The sequence below is a fragment of the Sporolactobacillus sp. Y61 genome, from assembly GCF_040529185.1.
Lineage (GTDB): Bacteria > Bacillota > Bacilli > Bacillales > Sporolactobacillaceae > Sporolactobacillus.
The window spans coordinates 1275558-1296251 of record NZ_CP159510.1; the positions used below are offsets into that span (position 1 = coordinate 1275558).

Below are 20694 nucleotides of genomic sequence, written 5' to 3' on the forward strand. Positions count from 1 at the left end.
TTACGGAAGGAATTAAAGATATTCTTGGGCTCTGGATTGGTGAAAATGAGAGTGCCAGTTTCTGGTTCAGCGTCTGCAATGATTTGAAAAGCCGAGGTGTCGAAGACATCCTCATTGCCTGTAAAGACGGGCTTTCCGGCTTCTCCGAAGCCATCAATGTGGCCTTTCCAAAGACACGCATTCAGCTCTGTGTGATTCACCAGTTGCGCAACAGTATCAAGTATATATCGACTAAAAATCGCCAGCCTTTTCTCAACGATATTAAAAAAGTCTATAAAGCCTTTACTATTGAACAGGCAGAATTAGCCTTTGAGGAGGTCAAGAAAAATTGGGCGGATAAATATCCAGAGATCGTGCATATGATCTTCAATATCGCGGGTAGACATCCCTTTAGCATACAACCCAATAATTTGATGATCTAAACCGTTCAGGGCGGTCTCATGTTTCTTAATAATTTGAGGTTTCAAACGCCCCATTTCGATCTCTTGGAATGTCCATAGTCATGTTTCCATACTTGGATTTGATCTTCTTCTTACTGTAACCATTGCGGCTGTTTCCAGAATTATTTCCTTCAAAAGCGTGCTTCTCATAACCCAGATGATGGTCCATTTCAGCTTTAAAAATAACTTGAAGGGTCTCTTTGAATAAATCACGAATCATTGTTTGGACATCGTCGGCACTTTCACATTGGCTGGCAAGTTCACGAATTATCATGTTACCGTAATTGCGATAATTTTGCATAAAACAGCGGGAACGGCTGGTTCGTGATTTGGAGATGGCGCTGGAAGACTTACATCAGTTGCCTGAAAAGAAACATACCAAAGCAGCCTGTGCCCTGCGGTCACATAAGCTTTATGGTCGTTATCTTCGCCAGCTGAAAGACGGGCAACTGAGAATTAATCGGCAGGCGCTTCGAGATGCGGCGCGTTATGACGGGAAATACCTGATTCGAACATCGGATGACACCCTGTCTGCAGAAGAAGTGGGTATACAAGAACCTGATGGCTGTAGAAAATGGATTTCGAACCTTAAACCTGAATTCCCGTGAAATTATACCAAGGCCGGCGAATCCACACCAAGGTATTGATAAAGATTCGTCTGTTTCTTTGTCAACTCACCCAAATGGGTGTGACCACCGGGTTGACTGTACTGTTCGATCACGTCCAGTTCATCCAGAAGTTCCTGAATGGTGTACTGTTTGAACAGATGATGATCGCTCATGGCCTTTTTTATGTACGAAAGATAGAACAGGGCAATGAACTGGACGAAAAGTTTGCCTTCCAGATTCTCCTCGGAGGAAACAGAAGTCCGACGCAGATTCAGCCGTTCCTTTAAATTGCCGAAGGCTTTCTCGATCAGATCCTTTGTTCGATAAACTTCCAGTGCCTCGATGGGATCTTTGATTCCATTATAAATCAGTGCGAAATAACCAAAGTCCTTTTCTGCTTTAGCTATAGCTTCGTTTTTTGGCGTCAGGGAGAGCCCCCTTACGGGCGTTTTCTTCCATTCGTAGTAACGCGAATATAGCTTTTTATGTTCAGGTTCTCTCTTGCCGGACTGCAGCTCTTCTTCCAGACGATCCAACAGTTTATTGAATGCCATCTTATCGTCGGTTGCTCTTTGGTCATTATAGAAAAGATGAAGGTACAGCCTTTTCTTGCCAGTGATGATTTGCCCGGATCGCTTTTTGACCTCGGTATCGTCCCAGTCGGTCAGGAAAGATTGATAATAGAGATTGCAGCCAGAAGCATAATGGGCACGGGTAATCATGTTCTGACGGACATCGTTTAACTTTTTACGGACGAACTTCAGTGACACTCGGACACCCATCAAGAATTTGACATGATCCTGATAAAAAGCATTAATATTTTTCTCACTGTAAAAGCCACGGTCCATGACCGCTTTCACTTTCTTCTGCTTGAGAAAGTTCACATCAGCGAGCAGTGTCCGTATGGTTTTGACATCAGAAATATTCCCCGGCAGTTTACGATAAGCCACCGGCAGGCCGGAGGTCTCTCCATAAAGGAGCGCCAGGTTAATCTGCGGCACCGGATCATGGTCCTTATTCTTACCGTAGCGGACTTGCTTCAGTGCTTTGGAATAGGATGAAACGGAGGTGGTGTCATAAGCCAGATACTCTTCATGGATAGGCCGTTTGCTCTGGAGAATAAAGAAATGGTGTTTGGCATTTTCCGTGATCGAACCAAACAGTTCACTGCTTCTCTGGGAGGGCAGATTCTTACCATAGGGATGCACATGGGTTTTCGCCCAACGGGGAAAACGACTCATCGGATTGTGATCTTCCAGCACCAGATAATAAGCCAGTGAAAGAATCTGCTGATAGGATTTTGGAAAGCATCGCGCCAGATCTTCTGTGATTCCAAGTTTGGCGCCGATGGCGTCAAACAGATAAGTTGCCCCGTAGAAACGGCGCTGATGAGTAACAGACGGAACCGGACCCCGTTTCTTCTTTTTCTGGTTCAGAAGATCTTTCAGACCTTCGGTATACTTTTTAGATGGAATCAGTTTCCCAGTTTTCAGATCCAGTTTACCGATACATTTCCGATGATTTCGTGTCTGTTTTTTCTCCTTGTCCCAATATCCAACGGATTCATATACATAGGTCACACCATTCTTCTTGTTTTTCAAATGAACCAATGACATCTTCATCCCTCCAAAACATGGTATATTTATACCATGTTTTGGTAAAAAAACAAGCACAAAATAGCCTGAATCCCTTGATTTATAAGGAATCAGACTTGATCACTGGTATAAATTTCCGGGAATGCAGGTTACAGGGGTGCTCGCCTCTCCCTCGACAACGGCTTTAACGAGGACCGAGAGTAGATAGCGTGAACGACCACGACGTTTCTTTTGCGCCTTAAAGATCGCTTTGACATCCATCATTTGGCCGTTAAACCGGTAATACACTTTTTTGGACCGCTTGACCATGGCAACGGCCTGAAGCTTGAGCCGACGCAGCTGACGAAACATCTTCGGGCTTGAGAACCACAAGTTAAACAAGACGTAAGAAGCCTGGACCCCCTGACTCAGAGAGGACACGAGGAGTTCCCGAACGACTTCGGGCGCTTTGCGCTGGGCCTGAAGCTTTCGCTTCCCGGAATGCGTCCGGGCATCGGCTTTCGCGCCACATACCTGATTCTGACCAGAAAGCAAAGAAAAAGTGACCGGCAGGAACGTGTTACCGTCGCTCCAGCCCAGCTGAAGAAAGCGAAAACCGCGTGTATGCCGATGCCTGGCGTGGTCAAATTGAAAAGCGGCCAGTTCCACGTGTTTAGCATGGGCCCAGCATGGGCCCGTCCGTACATCGAGTCATCCAAATGAACACGTTCTGACGTCCCAAATCCGTCAACGGTTCGATGAACCGGATGATCCGTTGACAGAGCAGAATCAGGAATTTTTGCCAGTTGATCCGGCCGTAGTTGAGCAGGTTGCGGAACGTTTTATCCGAGAAATTCAACTGATCCTGATGCCTCAGATAATCACGATATGTCGACTTGTTTGAAAAAATCGTGCTGATCAGATAGCAGAACAAGACGCGAAAGGGCACCCCTTTTGTCTTGGTGGCATGAGAAGCCCGTGCGACTTGCGCCAAATGAAATCGACTAAAAAGGTTTGAACGGAAGCTAAAATACCCGCTGATGGATGATCATTACGTGTTATACTTTTCATAGCATGAATCCGCCTCGATTAATTGGTAGTTGGTCCTTCAATTATACCGAGTGCTCGGTATTCATGCTTTTTTTGCACTTCCCCTTTATCTGACAGCCATGAAGGAAGTTTTGGGTGTTTCAAGTTTTAGTTATCTATATATTTACAAACTGACCACTTCTGTTTTATCCATGAATTTCTGGATACGATTTACATCAATATATCCCGTTTCCGATTCCAGTGCATTTAGTGCCCCAAAGCAACTACCCAGAGCCAACAATTTCTTAGCGTTATAGCCGCGTGCAATACCAAGAGCAAGTCCGGCTACCATAGAATCTCCGGAACCAACCGCACTTACTACATGAATCTTAGTTGTGCGGACTCGATACAATACATTGTTTAAGATAGCAATAGCACCCTTATCTCCAAGTGATATAACGACATTTTTGGGACCTTTTTGTGCAAGTCTCCGAACCGCATTAATGAGTTCTTCCTCTGATTCTATTTTTACCCTAAGAAGCAATTCTATCTCATGTAAATTAGGCTTAATCAAAAACGGATGAGCCTTTATCCCCTCTTTTAGTGCATCTCCACTCGTATCAAGAATAAACTTTCTCCCCTTTTTGTTAGCTAAACTGATTAATCGCTGATAAAAAGCGGTTCCAGGCCCTGCCGGAATACTACCAGATGCTACTACCACGTTACACAGATCAAGAAATTTTTTATAGTTCTCAATAAACAATTCACTCTCGTCCATTGATATTTCTGGTCCACTTTCCAGCACTTCCGTTTGATTTCCTTCATGCATCAGCGCTAGGCAATGCCGAGTGTTTTGTCGTATTTTTATAAAATTATGCTTGATCCCTTGACGTTCTAGTTTTTGGGAAATATAGGTACCTGTCATTCCACCGAGAAAACCTGTGGCCATGACCGGTTCATCATTCTGATGGATTACTCGAGTTACGTTTAATCCCTTACCTCCAGCTGTCATAACTGGATTTCCGGTTCTATTGACTTGATTAATTTCTAGTTTATCAATGTGATAATTCATGTCGATTGACGGATTTAAAGTGATGGTTAAAATCATTAATCTTTCTCCTATCTGTTTTAATTTGTTTTATTATGTTCTATAATGTAAATAATATTACTGAATAATTAAATGTCAATAACATAACACTTCTTCGCTGATTAAATTGAATGAACCTGGAAATACTGGAAACTACCTAATTAAAAACGACAGGTGGTTTTCAAATGTTAGTAGAATTCAATGACCTGGAAAACTTATTCCATATTACAGAACCCTGGTACGTTCATGACTGTATCTTCAACGAAAGCCAAAAAAAGTTGGATGTTTATTTAAAAGTCTACAAAGAAGCGCTGTTATCGTGTCCAAACTGTGGTGCCAGACACCAGCCGATCTATGATATTGCTGATTACGATCGTACGTGGAGGCATCTGAACTTTTTAGAATACCCCTGCTACATCCACGCGGAACATCCGAGGACAGATTGTAAAAAGTGTGGTAAAAAACAGCGGGTGAAAATTCCATGGGCCATCAAGCCCCGTGCGGGTTTTACCAAACTTTTTGATGCCTGGATTATGAAATTGGTTAAAGATATGCCGATGAACGCGGTCAGCCGTCTGGTCGGTGAACATGATACCCGACTATGGCGGATTCTGCATCATTATGTAGATCACGCTTTAGCTGTTCAGGACTTGTCCCAGGTGACAAAGATTAATACCGACGAGACCTCCTCAAAGCGCGGGCACAATTATATTACGATCTTTGTGGATTCCGAAAAGAAAAATGTCATCCACGTCGCCAAAGGGAAAGATGCCGAGACCTGGAGAGCCTGTAAAGAAAAACTCGAAGCCCATGGGGGGCGTGTCCAAAACGTCACAGGAGTCTGTATGGATATGTCTCCAGCCTTTATTAAAGGGGCTTCCGACTACTTTCCGGACGCGTCGATTACCTTTGACAAGTTCCATGTGATTCAGGAAGTCAACCGGGCGGTCGATGCCGTACGCCGGAACGAACGGAATCGTTGTGCCGATTTAAAGAATACGCGCTATATCTGGCTGAAGAACGAGAAGAACCTGACGAAAAAGCAGAAAGAAACCCTCGATAAGTTGAAGGACTGCGAACTGGATACAGCCAAGACCTACCGCATGCGCCTATGCCTTCAGGAGATCTACAAATATCCGGCTCAAATTGCACCGGCGGTGCTTGAAGACTGGTTCCAATGGGGTCTGCGCTGCCGGATTGCCCCCATGGTGGATCTCGCAAAGACACTGAAAAAGCATTACGGCGGTGTGGTCAGGTGGTTCCAATCCCAACTCAACAATGGGATATTGGAAGGCCTCAACAGCCTATTCCAGGCCGCGAAGCGGAAAGCAAGAGGCTACTGCTCTGATAAGAATATCATCGCCATGGTCTATCTGCTTGCCGGGAAATTAGACTTCTCACAAAAATAAAAGAACAGGCATCAGTACGGAGCCACGTATCGCTCACAACCGAACCCGTTCCCTTGTCCGATTTTCATAAATTATTTGGAAACTACTTTACCAAACTCTGTCCTATTTCACGGATTTTAGCGAAGAGCCGGTTTTTTATATGTAAAAGTAGGATTATATTTATCCTAGAATATTCATGGCCCGCGGTATGAACTTTACTTGTCGTTGAGCCACCAAGGTTTACAGCGATTTTCATTTTTCACCTGAAAAGTGAAAAAAGGAAATGAAAAAGGAGCTCATTCCTTGTATGATTAAGTTAAGCGAAACCAAACATACAGGGGGCTCCTCATATGTGCAGTGTAAAGGAATCAACGTTCCACTTCAATGAAAAGATTATGGCCAGTTTCTCAGGCGGCGTGCTTTCTTCCGATTCCGGCTTATCACTTTATCGAGAATTCGATGAAAAGACCGGCTTCAGTGAGTTGATCCAGGAAAAACTGTACGTGAACGATCCTGTCGCTCATGCCAGGCACACCAACCCAAAGGTGGTGATTCAGAAAATCTATCAGCACCTGGCTGGCTATCACACCGACGACCAGGCCGATGAGTTGGGAACAGATCCCATATTTACGACCCTGCTTGAGAAGAAGCACCTGGCTTCCCAACCGCGGCTGTCCCGCTTTAATCAACGCGTGGATGCCGACACCGTTCAATCGCTGGAAGCCGTCAATCAAGCTTACCTGGATCGACTCTATGCCCTCAGGCCCAGTCAGCAGGTAGTGCTTGACGTGGATTCAGCCAATTTTGAGACCGCCGGGCATCAGGAAGGGACGGCCTACAATGCCCATTACCAGGACACCGGCTACCATCCGCTTCTCCTGTTTGACTCGCTGACCGGCTACTGCCTGAAAGCCGAACTACGTTCCGGCAATGTCTACACCTCCCGTGGTGTCGTCGATTTTATCCGTCCGGTGCTGGCACACTATCGCTCGCTCAATCCCGGACAGGATCTGGCCGTCCGGGAGACAGTGGCTTCGCCGTTCCCGGGCTGTACAGCTTGTGTGAGGAAAAAGAGGTTTTTTACGCCATCCGTTTGAAGGCCAACCCCCGGTTGGCTGAAAAAGCACAGCGGCTTGTGGAAGCCCGTCAGAAAAAGCACGCCATGCCAGTCGGTTCTTCAGTCGTGTTTTATCGTGAATTTCAGTACCAGGCGGCTTCCTGGGATCAGGCCCGGCGAGTTGTTGTGAAACTGGAGCGCCCGGAAGGTGAGCTCTTTTTCCAGCCGACCTTTATTGTCACGAATATGAGCCTTCCCGCTAAACGCGTCATTAAATTCTATCAAAACCGGGGCACGATGGAAAACCTGATCAAGGAAGGCAAGAACGGTTTTGCCTTTGATCAGCTGAGCAGCACCCGTTTTGAAGCCAACGCGGTGAAACTGCAGATTCGTATGCTGGCAAGCAATATTGAAGCCGGGTTTCGCCTGCTCTGTCTGCCGAAATCCGCTAAAAAGAAGCGGCTTTGTATGGATACTGTGCGCCTTCGCCTGATCAAGATTGCCGGCAGGCTCGTTCATTCCGGCCGTTCGCTCATTTTCCAACTCTGCAGTCACTGTCTTTACCAAAAGGCCTTCCGGCAGACGCTGGATCAAATCCATCGGTTGCCGGCATTGGCATAGTGTCCAGACCATCAATCTTAAAAAATTCAGAATTTCTGTTGGAAACGACGGGATTCGTCTGCCCTGAAAACGAGAAAATGGCTTTCCGCATGTTCCATGCGGGCCAACAGGCATTCAAAATCATCGTTTAGTTGTTCACTTAGTAAAAATCTGTAAAATCCCTTGCGAAATCACCACTTAAACTATAGAAAATAAGCTGCTATGAATAATTCAGGTTTATATTATAATGACTACTACACAAAATGTGGGAAACTATAGGCTTTTCATCTGATTCTCGTAAAAGTTACCTCGGGCCAAGCTTCCTTACTCCGGAAAAAGCCGTGGCAGAGCATCTTATTATTTCCCATACCCGGAATAAACTGTACTCAAAGAAGATTATTGACCTGGTACTGTTAATAATTAAGATGCTAATACTAGTAAATGCACCATATCTAGTCATGAATTTTACTTACAGTACCTTAGTAAAATGTTCATAGTATTGTTTCTGGGCCTCTGTGATTTTACTATCTGTTATCAAAGCATTAATGTTTTTTAAACTATAGAATGTGTAAAGTGCACTGATTTCAAGTTTTGAAAAATCGGAAACAATATAGCGCTGTTCAGCGTTATCCAGAATTAATTGATTACCCTGACCTTCATCTTCGTATGTGGTGGTCACATTAATCCCCGTGATACCATTTGTCCCAATAAAAGCTTTAGCAACCCTGAACTGCCGTATCATATCGTTGGCAAAAACACCGTAAAAAGTATCGGTGCTGTGTCGATATCGACCACCGATAAGGATTGTTGATTGAAAATTGCGTTCCTGCAGCCGGTTAAAAATAGAAAGTGAGTTGGTAATCAAAGTCATATCAACAGTGGGCAACAAATCTACTATATACCCAATGGTTGTCCCGCTCCCAAGAAAAACAATATCATGTTCATCTAGTAGATTTACACATTTTTGAGCAATTTCTTTTTTTTCTTCAATATGAATTTGTGCTTTCTTTTCATGACTGATTACTGAATATGATGAAAAACCAGCTTTTCTTGCACCTCCGTGCATACGTACAAGTTGCCCCTTGTCTTCCAGCTCTTTTAGATCCCGACGAATAGTCATTTCTGTCACCTGTAAATCTTTGGATAATTGTGCTACTTCAACACTTTTATTTGTATTAAGGATGGAAAGAATGGCTTCCTGTCTTCTTACTTTAAGCATGCATGCTCACTCCGTCTGAATGATATATTTGACAAAGGAAAACTTAATAAATGGGATATAGTTATTGACATTTTATTATACAGTTATACTATTTACATTATAGAACATAAAAAAACAAAATAAAACAGATAGGAGAAAGATTAATGATTTTAACCATTACTTTAAATCCGTCAATCGACATGAATTATCACATTGATAAACTAAAAATTAATCAAGTCAATAGAACCGGAAATCCAATTATGACAGCTGGAGGTAAGGGATTAAACGTTACTCGGGTAATCCATCAGAATGATGAACCAGTTATGGCCACAGGTTTTCTCGGTGGAATAACCGGTACCTATATTGCCCAACAACCTGGATTCCCATTACACATCACTAGGTAACGGGATGTCCAGAGCTTTATAAATATACTTCTGATCATTCAAAATTTCGCCAACTCTCAGCGCGCTGCCCGGAGATTCAAAGGCCTCGATCACATCCAATTTATCGAGTAGGGATTGGAGAGTGTAATCTTTGAAAAGCTTTTGCGCCTGCATTTTTGTCTTGATGTGTGCAAGCAGGATCAATCCAACAAAACCCACAAAAAGCTTTCCGTCTAAAGTGGCTTCTGATGAAACCAGCATGCGACGCAAGTTCATCCGTTCTTTTATGTCCCCAAAGCACTTTTCAATGGGGTCTTTCCCCCGATAGATCTCCAGTGCCTGGATCGCATCCATTTTTTCATTGGAAAGCAATGAGAAATACCCGTAATAGCGCTTGGCTTTCTCGACTGCCTGATGATTCACTGTAATCTGCACGCCTCGCTTAGGTGTTGATTTAACCGTGAAATACTTTTTGTAAAACGCTTCATGTTCCGGAACGCGCTTACCGGTTTTCAGCTCTTGATGATGGCGCATCAGCTTGCGATCGAATTTTTTTTGATCTTCGGCCGCCTGATCGACATTATAGTAAAGATGCAGATAGACCCGGCGCTTCGCTTTGATGCGATCTCCTTTATACGGCCGATCCTGTGTATAGTTCCAGTTTGTTCTCACCGTCAAGGCGTAAAGATCGTACTGCTCATTCAAATTTTCGAAGGTGTCCAGCCCATCATAGACTTTATCCAGTTCTTTACGCACCCAGGATAATGAGGTACGGACAGAAATCAAAAACTTCAGATGTTTCTTCATCAAGGCATTGATATTTGCCTCACTGTAAAAGCCTCGATCCATCACCAGTTTGATCTTTTCAAAGCCGAGGGCTTTGAAATCACCTAAAAGATTCAGGACCGTCTTGACATCGGGAATATTTCCAGCCAATTTCCGATAATAAAAAGGCAGCCCGCTTGTTTCACCAAAGATCAGGGCTAAGTTGATTTGAGGAAGGCGATCATCTTCCTTGTTCTTGCCATAGGCGACCTGTTTCAGCACCTCTGAATAGCTGGAGATACTGGTCGTGTCATAAGCCCAATATTCATTCTCCTGGCAACGCTTCTTGCAACATGAGAAAAACCGGTTCCTGCCTTCTTCAGAGAGGGATGAAAAAACAGTACTGCTTCGCTGAGAAGTCACGTTTTTCCCGTACGGATGCTTATGTAAATGATCCCATTTCTCAAAGCGACTCAGAGGACTTGGGTGTTCCAGAATCATATAATAGGCAATCGACAGAATCTGTTGATAGTGTCTCGGGAAACAGTGCTTGAGATCCTCTGTGAGGCCCAACTGTTCACCGATTTGATCCAGCAGATAGGTGGCTCCATAGAAAACACGCCTCGCTTTGGTGGCAGGAACAGGCCCACGTTTTTGCTTTTTTTCAGAGGTTTGCTTTCGACGTTTCCCACGACCGTCAGTCGGAACGATTTTACCGGTCTTTTCATCGACACGACCAATGAGTTTGCGCCGCGAACGCGGTTGTTTCTTCTCCTTATCCCAGTAAGATTCTGACTTATAGGCATAGGTGAGGCCGCTGCGTTTGTCCTTTTGTTTGATGATCACCATCTTGGTCAACTCCTAGTGATGTAATTATAATACATCACTAGGTATAAGTAAAATGAAAGGGATCACAAGCACCTGTGCAATCGGCTTTATGATACCTTTAGGCAAATCATAGTGTGGAGATACGGGAATCTAGGCAACAACTAGATCGTCAAGGGATCAAGCATAGTTTTATAAAAATACGGCAAAACACTCGGCACTGTCTGGCGCTGATGCATGAAGGAAATCAAACGGAAGTGCTGGAAAGTGGACCAGAGATATCGATGGACGAGAGTGAATTGTTTATTGAGAACTATAAAAAATTACTTAATCTGTGTAACGTGGTAGTAGCATCAGGTAGCATTCCGGCAGGGCCTGGGACTGCCTTTTATCGGCGATTAATTAGTTTAGCCAACAAAAAGGGGAGAAAGTTTATTCTTGATACAAGTGGGGATGCACTAAAAGAGGGGATAAAAGCTCATCCTTTTTTGATTAAGCCTAATCTGCATGAGATAGAATTGCTTCTTAAGGTAAAAATAGAAACAGAGGAAGAACTAATTAATGCGGTTCAGAGACTTGCACAAAAAGGTCCCGAAAATGTCGTTATATCACTTGGAGATAAGGGTGCTATTGGTATATTAAACAATGTATTGTACCGGATCCGCGCGGCTAAAATTCATGCAGTAAGTGCGGTTGGTTCCGGAGATTCTATGGTAGCTGGGCTTGCTCTTGGTATTGCACGCGGATATAACGCTAAGAAATTGCTGGCTCTGGGTAGTTGCTTTGGGGCACTAAATGCACTGGAATCGGAAACGGGATATATTGACGTAAATCGTATCCGGGAATTCATGGATAAAACAGAAGTGACCAGTTTGTAAATATATAGATAATTAAAAAATTGAAAAAAGTAAATGGCCGTGATTAAACAAATTATTCCATTGATATTGTTCTAATATGTTTTTTAATGTTATATGGTCATCCAATATTAATCATTTTTCATAAATTATGTGATGTATCACGGGTGGATTGGTCTGATTATTAATATGAAAACTTTTACTTAAGGCTAAAAACAATACGATGTAAGCGTTGACAAATGAATTAATCGATGTTACATTATCTATGAAAACAAAAACAAACAAATTGAAACATATTAACACTGATATTCTTTGTATGGGAGGTAAGTTTGATGAGGGTTATTATAGGTGCAGACAAAGATGGTGCACATGCTAAAAATGAGTTGATCAAGTTACTAAAAGAAAAGGGATACGACATCTTCGATGTTTCCAGCGAGAAGCAGGATGGTGTTGATTTAGCAGTAACTGTGGCAAGAGAGACGCTTGCAGAAACCGACAATGGGAAGGACAAGAGTGAGAACGCCTCTAGAGGTATTGTAATCACAAAATGGGGAATCGATGCATTTATGGCGGCAAATAAGTTGAAATACGTCATCGCAGCAAATGTTTCGGATGAGCATTCGGCACGAATGACACGTCGGCACAACGGAGCGTTGATGATTACATTAGGTACTGCAGTTGTTGGATCGGAACTGTTGAAGAACTGTGTTAAAGCGTATCTTGAAGCTCCCTTTGATGCTGGTCGCCACATGGTACGGATTGATATGGTTAATAAAATGGCGTGATTTTTAGAAATAAGAAGGAGGAGCAAACGATTATGGAAAAAACAGTTATTTCAGTTGGTAATGATCATATTGTAACGGGAACGAAAGAGCGATTAACAGAGCATTTGAAACAAAAAGGTTATGAAGTGATAGATAACGGGACATATGATAAATTGCGTACTCATTACCCGATTTTTGGCAAGAAAGCAGCAGAAAAAGTGGTAAGTGGTGAAGCAAAATTTGGAGTTGTTCTTTGTGGAACGGGTGTTGGTATTAGTTCTTCAGCATCCAAAGTACCAGGTGCTCGTGTTGCTCTGGTCAGTGACATTTCGGAGGCGGTTTATGCACGGAAAGCACTTAATGCAAACATCATAGCAGTTGGAGGGCATATTACAGGAATTGATCTAATTAAAGCAATTGTTGATAAATTTATAACGACTGAATATGAGAGAACACCTGAACATGATACATTAATCAAAAAAATTGACGCGCTGGAAGACCAAAAACCCGAACAAACTGGAAACGAACATTTCTTTGATGAATTTGAGAAGAAATGGGAAGAAGGTTATTATCACGATTAATGGCAAAGTTACATTTTGTGTTAGCACTCATTATTTCGATTTCTAGGACATTATCCTATAACTGCATGGCAATCTTTGGTGTAGTATTCCAACAAGATAAGGAGTGATTAGAAATGAATAGAGAAGATAATGCAATGGTAGGCTTTACAATTGTTGCTTATGCAGGGGATGCAAAGACTTTTCTTTTAAAAGCACTGGATAGGGCAAAAAATGGGGAGTATGAAGATGCAGAAAAATTATTGAAACAGGCAGATGAATCGATTAAAGAAGCACATCAGGAACAGACAAAAGTGCTAGCCAATGAAGCTGGTGGATCAGATGACCAGATCAGTTTTATTATGATTCATGGTCAGGACACATTGATGACAACGATGATGCTTCGCGATATGGCAAAATATTTTATTGATCTATATAAAAAAGTAAATAAGGCATGAATAATAGAACAGTGATTGGAGAAATGGAAAATGAAATGGCTAATTAATCAAATATCAAGAATGAAACCATTTTTTGAAAAGGTAGCCGCTAACCCGTATCTTTCTGCAATTCGTGATGGATTTATCGCTAACATGCCGATCATTCTGTTTTCTAGTTTATTCCTCCTCGTAGCGTATGTTCCAAATATCTGGGGATTTTACTGGAGCTCGCAAATTGAAGGTATTTTAATGAAGGCTTACAATTTCTCAATGGGTCTGCTATCCGTATTTGTAGCTGCTACAACTTCAAAAGCTTTGACTGATAGCAAAAATCTGAAATTACCAAAAACAAACCAAATTAATACAGTGTCAACAATGGTAGCGGCAGAAGTAGGATTTTTTCTTGTAGCTGTTGATCCGCTTAAAATGGGCATAGATATGAGCTATATGGGAACAAAGGGCCTCATTTGTGCTTTTCTGGTCGGTTTCATAGTCCCTAATATCTACTATGTATGCATAAAAAACAATGTAACTATTAAAATGCCGCCACAAGTACCACAAAATATTTCTCAAGTATTTAAAGATTTAATACCATTTGCTTTCTCAACCGTATTCTTTTGGCTCTTTGATATTGTATTTAGGGCACTGGCTAACGGAAATCTTGCTGAGTGGATTATTAATGTTCTGGCACCGTTATTTAGGGCTGCGGACGGGTATTTGGGTCTTGCGATTATTTATGGAGCGATGGCGTTTTTCTGGTATATCGGTATTCATGGTCCTTCAATTGTTGAGCCCGCAGTAACTGCTATTTATCTGGCAAATGTTGAAGCAAACCTCCATCTATTCCAGCAGGGCGAGCACGCAGGTAATGTGTTGGCGCAAGGTACACAGTACTTTGTAGCTACGTTAGGCGGTACCGGTGCCACTTTAATGATTACTGTTCTGTTTGCATTCTTTGCTAAGTCAGTTCAACTGAAGGCAGTAGGTCGTGCAGCTATAGTACCAGTGTCATTTGGTGTTAATGAACCTGTTCTATTTGGTGGTCCGTTAATTTTGAATCCTGTGTTTTTTATTCCATTTATCCTTACTCCAATTTTAAATGTGTTCCTTTTTAAAGGTTTTGTAGACATGTTCGATATGAATGGCTTTATCTACAATCTTCCATGGACTACTCCGGGACCTCTTGGATTAATTCTTGGAACGGGGTTTGCAGGATGGGCGTTCATTTTAGCCCCGGCATTGCTTTTGTTAGATGCTATTATCTACTGGCCCTTCTTTAAAGTTTATGACTCTGAAAAAGTGGCAGAAGAAGCGAAGAATGCAGATAAAGAAGATGATGATTCCAATTTGACTATTAATAAAGCTATTCACCTAAATAAGGAAGTTAATGTATTGGTTCTTTGTGCCGGCGGTGGGACCAGTGGTATTCTTGCAAATGCACTAAACAAAGTTGCAAAAGAAGAAAATGTACCAATTAGCGCAACAGCAAGAGCATATGGAGCTCATATGGATCTAATACCTGACATGGATCTTGTCATCCTCGCACCTCAGATGGAAAGTATGAAATCAAATCTGCAGGAAGTTTGTGACAAGTACGGGATAAAGCTCATATCCACCACGGGGAAACAGTATATAGACCTTACAAGAAATGCAACAAAATCAATAAATTTTGTTCTGGAGAACGTCAAAAAACAAGATGCATAATCGATGATTTTAGAATGGAGTGATTTTATGATAGACTTACCGAAAGGTTTTATATTGGGCGGTGCGACAGCAGCTTATCAGTGTGAAGGAGCGACCAGAATAGATGGTAAAGGAAAAACGTTTGGGATGATTATTTAAAAGAAAAGGGTATGTATGATCCCGATCCGGCGAGCGATTTTTATCATAAATATGCTGAAGATATAAAGTTAGCACATGATTTTGGCTTAAATGCAATCCGTATTTCTATATCTTGGACACGGATTTTTCCCAAGGGATATGGCAAAATAGAACAACGGGGAGTGGATTATTACCACCAATTAATTGATACTTGCCTGAAATTTGGTGTGGAACCCTTCGTAACCTTACATCATTTTGACTCCCCATATGAATTGTATAAAACAGGAGATTGGCTAAATCGAAAAAATATAGATTATTTCGTAGAGTATGCCAAATTCTGTTTTAAGGAATTCAGTAGTAAGGTGAAAAAATGGATCACAATTAATGAACCTATTTCATTAACGAATGGACAATATGTAACTGGAGTATTCCCTCCTTGTGAGAAATATAATATTGAAAAGGCTATTCAATGTGAACATAACCTAATATTGGCACATGCAAAAGTAGTTAACGAGTTCAAGACAATGAACATACCTGGAGAAATAGGAATCGTGCACGTTCTAGAACCTGTTTATCCAATCGTTAACTCTGCAAAAGATCAGTATGCAGCGGATCTTCAAAATGCGTTTAACTTGTACTTTCTGCTGGATGGTACATTTAAGGGTCACTATGGTAAAGACACAATGACACTTATTCAGGAGATACTGGATAAGAATAATGCTTCGCTTTATTTTCAAGATGGTGATCAGGAGCAAATATCACGTGCTGCGGAGCAAATTGATTTTCTGGGGATGAACTATTATCAAAGCAGATTCACAAAGGCTTATGATGGAGAGAGTAAAATATTTCATAATGGTACAGGCAGTAAAGGAACCTCTGTTTTCCGACTGAAGGGTATTGGAGAAAATGTTAGTAACAAAGATATCCCAACTACTGACTGGGATTGGAACATATATCCTCAGGGTCTGTATGATATGTTAATAAAGATTAAGGAACGCTATCCAAATTATAATAAAATTTACATTACCGAAAATGGTATGGGATACAAGGATCAGTTCATAGATGAGCATACGCCAATAGATGATCAACCTAGAATAGATTATATCAAACAACATCTGGAAAAAATAAAACAGGCGATTGATGACGGAGTTAACGTAAACGGATACTTTGTTTGGTCACTGCAGGACATGTTTTCCTGGGCAAATGGTTATAATAAAAGATATGGTCTGTTTTATGTTGACTTTGAATCTCAAAAAAGATATCCGAAGAAGAGTGCTTACTGGTTTCATAAATTATCGAAAACCATTTATGAATAACCAATGAACACATGATGTACCCCTCTTTTAATAAAATTTATAATTCATAAATTGAATGAAAAGTGAGATAATTATTGATTAATTCTCAATAAATTATAATCATATATTACTTTTTTACTCGGTGGGTGAAATCTGATAAATTATTGGACTTCGACTTCCGGGCCTTTTTAAATGCTTTCCTTTTTCTCGACTTCGACAGTTGTAGGCACAATCTTTTAAGTGATCGATTTAGGGAATCCCGTGTCCTAGGAATTTTTTTAAATTATCCACATGTGTATAATAGGTCATCTAAAAGTTATCCATAGGCACACATCTGTGGATAACCATGCTTGATGTTGAAACTCACCTGTAATATAATATAGGCATGTACTTACGAAGGGTTTCTCGAAAAAATAAAGATGGTCGTACAGTAGCCTATCTGCAGCTGGCTCAAAATGAGTGGGATTCCAAGGCCAAATATGCCAAAGCAAGGGTGATTTATTCGTTCGGTCGCGAGGATCAACTGGATGTTGACGCGCTCCGTCGGCTGGTGGAAAGCATTTCAAGGTATCTCTCTCCTGAAGAAGCCCTGCGGGCTCAGTCTGAGATTGGTCAGGCGGCTGATTTTGCTTTCAAAGCATCCAAAAGGCTGGGTGGAGTCTGGACACTGGATCAGCTCTGGAAAATGCTGAGCATGGACCAGATCATTCATGAATTATTGGCGGGTCGTAAACATGATATCGACGTCGAACGACTCATCTTCGCTACGGTAGCCAATCGAGCTCTGGATCCAATCAAGCAAGCTGGGGCTTGAGGAGTGGATACAGGATGAAGTGGCACTGCCTGGACTCAATGAGGCACATGTCCATCAGTTTTACCGTGCCATGGATTTACTTCTGGAAATGCGCAGCCAGCTGGAGGAACAGGTTTATTTTTCGACAGCGAATCTACTGAATCTTGAAGTCGACCTGATCTATTTTGATACAACCTCGTCCTACTTTGAGGTTGAGCCCCAGAAAGCTCCGGAAAAGGAAAATCTGCGAAAGCTGGGCTATTCCAAAGACAAACGTCCGGATCTGCTGCAGGTGGTCATCGGCATGGCCGTTACGAAGGAAGGCTTGCCCATCCGATGCTGGGTCTGGCCAGGTAACACGGCGGATAAAACAGTCGTTGAAGAGGCCAAAAAGGATTTAGTTGGCTGGAAGCTGGGACGGGTGATCAGTGTGATGGACCGTGGCTTTTCCACGGAGGACAATCTAACGACGCTGCAGCGTGCCGGAGGGCATTATATTGTTGGTGAGCCCATGCGTTCCGGTAAGAAAATTGTGGATGAAGCGATGTCCCGCAAGGGACGTTATCAAAAGGTTCGCAACCATCTTGAGGTTAAGGAGATTGTCGTCGGGGACGGAGAAAAGCGGCAGCGTTTTATCCTCGCCTACAACTCAAAAGAAGCAGAGAAAGATAAGAAACAGCGGGAACGACTGGTTCGTGATTTGGAGATGGCTCTGGAAGACTTACATCAGTTGCCTGAAAAGAAGCATACCAAAGCGGCCTGTGCCCTGCGGTCACATAAGCTTTATGGTCGTTATCTTCGCCAGCTGAAGGACGGGCAGCTGAGAATTAATCGGCAGGCGCTTCGAGATGCGGCGCGTTATGACGGGAAATACCTGATTCGAACATCGGATGATACCCTGTCCGCAGAAGAAGTGGCGCTGGGATACAAGAACCTGATGGCTGTAGAAAATGGATTCCGAACCTTAAAGTCTACACTCTGTCTTCGACCGATGTACCATCGGATCGAGGATCGGATTAAGACGCACGTTTTACTGAACTGGCTGGCTCTGCTTCTTATTCGGCTGGCGGAACTGAAGACCGGTGAAACCTGGCCAAAACTGAAACATACCATGGATCAGATGGTTCTGGGCAAATTTTCTTCAAAAAAAGGAGACTTCTATCAAAGGACGGAAATCACCGCAAAACAGCATGAAATCATTAAGGCTCTTGGGATAAAGGTCCCTCGAAAGATATGTCGAATCGACCTTAAATCCTAGATACACACATATAAAAATTAAAAGTCCGAAAACAGGCTATCTGTCGCCTTTTTTCGGACTTTTGTGTACCTAAAAACTGTCGAAGTCGAGTTTTTAATCTATCAACTTTCGCAGTCTGAAAATCCAGTAAATGCGGAGAATGACGGGCTTCACAGGTTGTAACTTAGGGGGACCTGACGCAATAGAAAGACACCTTGCTTTTTGATATAGTGAAAATGTCACCACACATTACCAAATAGAAAAGGTGTCCTTTACTTGATAGCAAATTCCATGTCAAAGAATCAATTTCCTAAAGAAATTAAAGCAGTATGCCTTTAAACATCTTGATGTTAGGATAGTCTTACGGACACATTTTAAGTTAAACTAAGAATTAACGAAAGGGTGTGTCCCGTATGGACAGCGGAAAGACGGCCAAAAAATTCAATAAAGAATTTCGGCAGATGATTGTGGAGCTCTACCAGGCAGGCACTCCGGTCAAAGATCTCAGCAGCGAATATGGCGTATCGGAAACGACGATTTATAAATGGATTAAGAAACTGAATCCCATTCCTTTAGAAGATGGGAAATCCTTCACTCCTGAGGATTACCTGAAGCTTCAGAAAGAGATACGACGCGACGCATTCAGGAGGAAAATGAAATATTAAAAAAAGCTATGGCCATATTCGCAAAAAAGTAACTTCAGCTGAGATGTGTGTGTTGATTGATCGCCTGCAACAAAAACATCCTATAAAAACGGTACGCCAAGTGCTGGACATGCCGCGAAGTACTTATTATCAGGCTAAAAGTGCCTGTGAGTCCAGCCTGGCCCGTGAGAATCGAGAGTTGATGCAGCGCATTCAGGCCCTTTATACAGAAAGCAAACGAATATACGGAGCTCCCAAGATTCAGAAACGCTTGAGAAAAGAAGGCTTCAGGGTCAGCCTCAAACGCGTGCAGCGGCTGATGAGACGAGCCAATCTGCGTTCCATCATTGTGAAAAAGTATCGTCCGCAATCGAACCAGGGACCAGTTGAGAACAGAAAAAATGTACTGGCTCAAAATTTTACAGCCACAAAAATCAACCAAAAACGGGTGGTTGATATCACTTATATTCACACGATCAAAGAGGGCTGGTGCTACCTGGCCTCAGTCATGGACTTGTGTACACGAAAAATTGTTGGTTATTCTTTTTCACGGAGCATGACCACGGAGCTCGCCCTGCGGGCTTTAGATAACGCTTGCGTCAATCAAAATCCTGAACCGGGTCTGATCCTGCATACGGATCTTGGCTCCCAGTATACAAGTCATGAATTTGAGAAAGCGATTCAAGAGAAACAAATCGTCCATTCCTCCAGTAAAAAAGGCTGCCCGTACGATAACGCTTGCATTGAATCTTTTCATGCGACCTTGAAGAAAGAGGAAATTCATCAGACGACCTATAAAGATTTCGATGAAGCAAGACGTGCTCTCTTTCAATACATTGAAGGCTGGTACAACAGGGCTAGAATACATAGCTCTCTCGATTATCTGACGCCTCAGGAAGCAGAAGACAAGTTTTTGAAGACGGCCTGATCAACATGCCGCACGAGCACCGCTTGACATGGAGAGGCGAGCGATGTAGGCTATCTCGCCAGGCGAAAGAGATTTACCCTTTCGCCCTTCGCCAAAAAACATCGCCCGTAGAGGCTCCATGTCAAGCGATTCAGATCAAGCTCAAAATGACGCAACAAGCTCTCAATCTAAACTTTTTTGTGTCCAATATATTGACTTACATCCATCTTCATCAGGCAGGCATCGTTAAGTCTTTTGGCTTTTAGCTTTTCCTGCGACTCTCTCTTCCAACTTGTTTTCGTCTGATTTTTACTCAGAAAAACTAATTCCACCTGCTGAAGAGCCATAAGGCAGCAGATTTGCTAGGCAAAGATACGGTCTATCGCTTTTTAAATTATCCGAAGTTTGACTGGCGTAGGTTTCTGCTGGCA

General features: G+C 42.4%; 12 protein-coding genes and 7 pseudogenes. 13 read left to right on the plus strand and 6 right to left on the minus strand.

Annotated features, from left to right (window positions below; translation table 11 throughout):
* Positions 1-14: 14 nt before the first annotated feature.
* Positions 15-356, plus strand: a pseudogene (locus ABNN70_RS06230) (transposase); the annotation flags it as partial.
* On the opposite strand, the pseudogene ABNN70_RS06235 reads toward ABNN70_RS06230, so the two are convergent.
* A pseudogene (locus ABNN70_RS06235) lies at positions 321-714 on the minus strand (transposase); the annotation flags it as partial. The pseudogenes ABNN70_RS06230 and ABNN70_RS06235 overlap by 36 nt on opposite strands.
* 28 nt (positions 715-742) lie before the next feature.
* Here ABNN70_RS06235 and ABNN70_RS06240 point away from each other — a divergent pair.
* Positions 743-1058: pseudogene (locus ABNN70_RS06240) on the plus strand (transposase); the annotation flags it as partial.
* On the opposite strand, the gene ABNN70_RS06245 reads toward ABNN70_RS06240, so the two are convergent.
* From ABNN70_RS06245 to pfkB, 3 genes are all read right to left on the minus strand, one after another.
* The gene (locus ABNN70_RS06245; RefSeq protein ID WP_353949129.1) at positions 1051-2664 is read right to left on the minus strand and encodes an IS1634 family transposase; all 1614 of its coding nucleotides are present in this window, start codon (positions 2662-2664) and stop codon (positions 1051-1053) included. The pseudogene ABNN70_RS06240 and the gene ABNN70_RS06245 sit on opposite strands and share 8 nt — an antisense overlap.
* A 99-nt stretch (positions 2665-2763) precedes the next feature.
* Positions 2764-3291, minus strand: coding sequence for a transposase (locus tag ABNN70_RS06250; protein ID WP_353949130.1), 528 nt, complete (start codon positions 3289-3291; stop codon positions 2764-2766).
* Positions 3292-3835: 544 nt separating this feature from the next.
* Entirely contained in the window at positions 3836-4759 is a 924-nt protein-coding gene (pfkB, locus tag ABNN70_RS06255; RefSeq protein WP_353949131.1) for a 1-phosphofructokinase, read from the minus strand.
* A gap of 164 nt (positions 4760-4923) precedes the next feature.
* Here pfkB and ABNN70_RS06260 point away from each other — a divergent pair, with 164 nt between their 5' ends.
* Entirely contained in the window at positions 4924-6147 is a 1224-nt protein-coding gene (locus ABNN70_RS06260) for an ISL3 family transposase (RefSeq protein WP_353949132.1), read from the plus strand.
* Positions 6148-6521: 374 nt separating this feature from the next.
* A pseudogene (locus tag ABNN70_RS06265) lies at positions 6522-7804 on the plus strand (IS1380 family transposase).
* A gap of 448 nt (positions 7805-8252) precedes the next feature.
* On the opposite strand, the gene ABNN70_RS06270 reads toward ABNN70_RS06265, so the two are convergent.
* Positions 8253-9002, minus strand: coding sequence for a DeoR/GlpR family DNA-binding transcription regulator (locus ABNN70_RS06270; protein WP_353949133.1), 750 nt, complete (start codon positions 9000-9002; stop codon positions 8253-8255).
* A gap of 143 nt (positions 9003-9145) precedes the next feature.
* Between ABNN70_RS06270 and ABNN70_RS06275 the strand changes: the two genes are divergently transcribed.
* Complete coding sequence (locus ABNN70_RS06275) at positions 9146-9385, plus strand: hypothetical protein (protein ID WP_353949134.1); 240 nt, start codon at positions 9146-9148, stop codon at positions 9383-9385.
* Here the strand turns inward: ABNN70_RS06275 and ABNN70_RS06280 are convergent.
* Positions 9368-10978, minus strand: a complete 1611-nt coding sequence (locus tag ABNN70_RS06280; RefSeq protein WP_353949135.1) for an IS1634 family transposase — start codon at positions 10976-10978, stop codon at positions 9368-9370. The two genes, ABNN70_RS06275 and ABNN70_RS06280, sit on opposite strands and share 18 nt — an antisense overlap.
* 113 nt (positions 10979-11091) lie before the next feature.
* On the opposite strand from ABNN70_RS06280, the gene ABNN70_RS06285 reads away from it, so the two are divergent.
* From ABNN70_RS06285 to ABNN70_RS06320, 8 genes and pseudogenes are all read left to right on the plus strand, one after another.
* A complete protein-coding gene (locus ABNN70_RS06285; protein WP_353949136.1) occupies positions 11092-11832 on the plus strand; it encodes a hexose kinase in 741 nt (246 codons plus the stop codon).
* Positions 11833-12140: 308 nt separating this feature from the next.
* A complete protein-coding gene (locus ABNN70_RS06290) occupies positions 12141-12593 on the plus strand; it encodes an RpiB/LacA/LacB family sugar-phosphate isomerase (protein ID WP_353949137.1) in 453 nt (150 codons plus the stop codon).
* A 32-nt stretch (positions 12594-12625) separates the two neighbouring features.
* Positions 12626-13153, plus strand: coding sequence for a galactose-6-phosphate isomerase subunit LacB (gene lacB, locus ABNN70_RS06295; RefSeq protein WP_353949138.1), 528 nt, complete (start codon positions 12626-12628; stop codon positions 13151-13153).
* A 113-nt stretch (positions 13154-13266) separates the two neighbouring features.
* Entirely contained in the window at positions 13267-13587 is a 321-nt protein-coding gene (locus ABNN70_RS06300) for a PTS lactose/cellobiose transporter subunit IIA (protein ID WP_353949139.1), read from the plus strand.
* 30 nt (positions 13588-13617) lie between these two features.
* Positions 13618-15270, plus strand: coding sequence for a lactose-specific PTS transporter subunit EIIC (locus ABNN70_RS06305; protein WP_353949140.1), 1653 nt, complete (start codon positions 13618-13620; stop codon positions 15268-15270).
* A gap of 27 nt (positions 15271-15297) precedes the next feature.
* A pseudogene (gene lacG, locus ABNN70_RS06310) lies at positions 15298-16703 on the plus strand (6-phospho-beta-galactosidase).
* Between the two features lie 364 nt (positions 16704-17067).
* Positions 17068-18733, plus strand: a pseudogene (locus ABNN70_RS06315) (IS1634 family transposase).
* A gap of 392 nt (positions 18734-19125) precedes the next feature.
* Positions 19126-20284, plus strand: a pseudogene (locus ABNN70_RS06320) (IS3 family transposase).
* The last annotated feature ends 410 nt before the right edge of the window (positions 20285-20694 follow it).